Source organism: Mycobacterium sp., from assembly GCF_050701675.1.
In the GTDB taxonomy this organism is placed as follows: domain Bacteria; phylum Actinomycetota; class Actinomycetes; order Mycobacteriales; family Mycobacteriaceae; genus Mycobacterium.
In genome coordinates, this window is the sequence record NZ_JBOGDD010000934.1 from 1 (window position 1) to 3,043 (window position 3,043).

Below are 3,043 nucleotides of genomic sequence, written 5' to 3' on the forward strand. Positions count from 1 at the left end.
CCTCGAAGTACAGCCGCTGGCCTTCGACGTAGCGCCGCGTCCTTGGGTGCTCGGGATCAGGGTCGGTCCCGTCGCGCACCGCCATGCGGCGGGCGGTCTCGGAGAAGGGCACGTCGAGGAACACCGAGAGATCCCAGGCGTCGACGAGTTCGTCACGGTGCAGGAAGATTCCGTCGACGACGAGTACCGAACCCGGCTCGGCAGCCTGGGGTTCGGGGGCCAGCGGCGTATCGGTGCCGACGTCACGGGCTGCTGGTCGGTAGCGCCGTGATCCGCCCGGGCCGAACGGGTCGAGCACGTCGAGCCGAAAGCGCGCGTAGTCATAGGAGTCCAACCAGAACCCCTCGGGAGAGTCGCGGCCCCGCCGATAACGCATGGCCCTGGCATTGTGGAAGCCGTCGACGGAGATGCGCACGACCGGTCGGCCCGCCTCGTGCACCACCTTGGCGAGATCGTCGGCGAACCGGGTCTTGCCCGCGCCGTCCGGCCCGTCGACGGCCACCCGCACACAGCGACCGTCGTCGGACGAGGGAACGCGGCCTGCGACGGATCGCAGCGTCCCGGCGCGATCTGCGTTGGTAGGCAACGGAATTTGCTCAGTTCACGCAGGGGATGCCGCTGCCCGTGATGGGAGCACCCTGGTCGGGAGTCGGAGAGTCCGTGCCGCCGACGTCGATGCCAAGCGATTCGCCCCCGGAGGGCGCGGTGGCGAGGCTGCCGATATCCGCGGGAAGGGTGTACCCGCTGCCCAGTACGACGCGGACGTGTCCGGCGGCCACGTCGGAACGGGGTTGTGGGGGCGTGGCGACGTCGAGCATCGTCGCGACGGATTGAGCGGCTGAGGAGCCGCTGGCGCCGTATTCGATGGCCGTGGTCGAAGACTCGCCGGAAGGCGCAAGGCTGAGCTCGCCCGCTTGATATCCATTGTGGCTCAACACGTTCGACGCCTCGGTGGCAAGGCCCTTCACGCCACTGCCATTGACCACGTCGACGGTGACGTCGGACGCCGGAATGGGCGTCGGCGGGGACGAGCCGTCGGCGAAGGTGGTGGCGACCAGGGCGCGGATCGCCGAGGGGTCGACGATGTTGACGTCCTGGCCGCCGACCGTGTCATATCGCAGTACCGGCAACGTCTGGTACTGCACGTGCCCGCCTGCGAGCTCGCCGATGCGTTGGAACAGGTCCTGATTCCATCCGCTGGAGAGCACGATGTCTTGGCGCGCAATGTCCATGAGCGCGTTCAGCTTTCCCACGTCGGTGAAAGTTCCGGAATCCTGCAGCTGCCGGATGACGGAGATCAGAAACGCCTGCTGTCGGTGGGTGCGGTCCAGATCCCCGTTGTCGAGGCCGTGGCGCTGTCTGACGAAGGCGAGGGCCTGTTGGGCGTCCAATGTCTGACGCCCGGCGGGGAAGTCGGCGCCGGAGTAGTCGTCGTGCACGGCGTGGTTCAGGCAGACGTCGACTCCACCGAGGCTGCCGGCGACGTCGTAGAAACCGGCCAGGTTGACCTCGGCGAAGTAGTCGATTGGCGCGCCCGTCAGTGCCCGCACCACCGCCAACGTCGCCTTGCGGCCCGCCTCACGGCCCTGGGTCTCCAAGGTGGCCTGGTCGGTGACGCCGTCGTCGGCGAGCTTCTGCTCCGCGTTCGCCTTGGTCAGCCCGTAGGCCTCCTTGATCTTGATGTGACGGTTCCCCGGCACGATTCCCGACACGTTCACGTAGTCATCGCGAGGAATGGAGAACGCCTGGACACCGCCGTCCGCGGCCAGGTGCACCAAGATCAGCGTGTTGGTGTTGTAGCCACCCGACGTCGAGTCACCCGCGTGCAGTTGGTCCAACACGTCCTGCGGCAGGTCGTTGCCGTTCTGATCCTTGCGGGAATCCAGACCGATCAGAAGGATGTTGACCGCGGTGCCAGTGGACCGCGGCGCGTCGGCGCCCAACGCCTGCGACACCGTGATCCCGCTCAGCAGGCCGTGAAAGGTCCACCAGCCGGCGCCCGTGGCGACCAACACCAGGGTAGTCATCAGTGCCGCGCCGGCGCGCAGGAGCTCCGACCTGCGTGGCCGGCGCACGGCGGGCCACGACCAGCGGGATCGTGTCGGCATGGAATGACGACGCGCCCGTCCGCTCATCACCGCCGCCTTCGATTCGTCGCCATCCTCACCATGCGCGAGGAACCTTGAGACTTGGCTGAGAATGTGGTGACAGTCACCGTCGGCGTGCAGCCGTGATCAGCGTTGATCGGCCGCAACGGTGGCTAGGTCACACCCGGCCGTACACCCTTCACACAGTAGATCCATCGATCGGTGACCCGCCAGTCGGCGTAGCGCCGAGAAGGCCAGCGGCACAGGTGTCGACGACCTCTCGCAGCTTGGTCTCGGTCAAGCCACCGAGCCCCGTCGCCGACCGGAGGAACGGCTCGAACAGTCGCCAACCCAGTTGCAGGGCAAGGGTATTCGCGGCCGCGATGCGCGCTTCGGTGTCGGTGGGATGGAGGTCCCGCGCGACGTCGACCAGCATCGTTGCGCCGGGGAAGCGCTGCTGAAGTTCACCGACGGGGAAACCGTCCAGGATGGCCCGCGCCAGCACCTTCCAGTGGCGCTGGCTCTGCGCCTCGATGGTCGCCCGCGACCCGCCGGACTCGCGCAGTGCCGACGTCTGCTGGGCCAGGTGTTCGAGAACGGCCCCCACCAGCTGATCCTTGGTCCCGAGATGGCGGAATATCAGCCCGTGGTTGACCCCCGACCTGGTCGCCACGTCGCGGATGGACGTGGCGGCGGGCCCTCGTTCGGCGAACAGGTCGGCAGCATGGGTCAGTACCGCCGCGACGACCTCGTCACGCCCGACCGGCGACTGTTCGTCCTTCGTGGCACGCGTTGCCCCCTTTGTAGTCATCTGACTACACTAACGGCACGAGGCCTGTAGTCGATTGACTACAGCAGTCGCCTAGCCAACCGATCGGAGAATCCTGTGACCGCATCGACGACATCGACCCCCCGCGCGAACCGGGCGGGCCAGGAGCTCGGACCCATTCCGGTGC

3 protein-coding genes are annotated in these 3,043 nt (G+C 67.4%); all 3 read right to left on the reverse strand.

Annotation, left to right across the window (positions count from 1 at the left end; translation table 11 throughout):
* Positions 1-586: uridine kinase family protein (locus ACRDUX_RS28400; protein ID WP_526418774.1), on the reverse strand; the 586-nt coding region annotated here is incomplete at its 3' end.
* Between the two features lie 10 nt (positions 587-596).
* Positions 597-2,108 carry an LCP family protein gene (locus ACRDUX_RS28405; RefSeq protein WP_526418775.1) on the reverse strand — a complete coding sequence of 504 codons (1,512 nt, stop codon included), beginning with the start codon at positions 2,106-2,108 and terminating at the stop codon, positions 597-599.
* A gap of 178 nt (positions 2,109-2,286) precedes the next feature.
* On the reverse strand, positions 2,287-2,898 hold the full coding sequence (locus ACRDUX_RS28410; RefSeq protein WP_526418777.1) for a TetR/AcrR family transcriptional regulator: 612 nt from the start codon (positions 2,896-2,898) through the stop codon (positions 2,287-2,289).
* Positions 2,899-3,043: the final 145 nt, after the last annotated feature.

Excerpts from the sequence above, each read along its gene's own strand:
- ACRDUX_RS28405 (WP_526418775.1), bottom strand. The coding sequence starts at position 2,108 with ATGCCGACACGATCCCGCTGGTCGTGGCCCGCCGTGCGCCGGCCACGC.
- ACRDUX_RS28410 (WP_526418777.1), bottom strand. The coding sequence starts at position 2,898 with ATGACTACAAAGGGGGCAACGCGTGCCACGAAGGACGAACAGTCGCCG.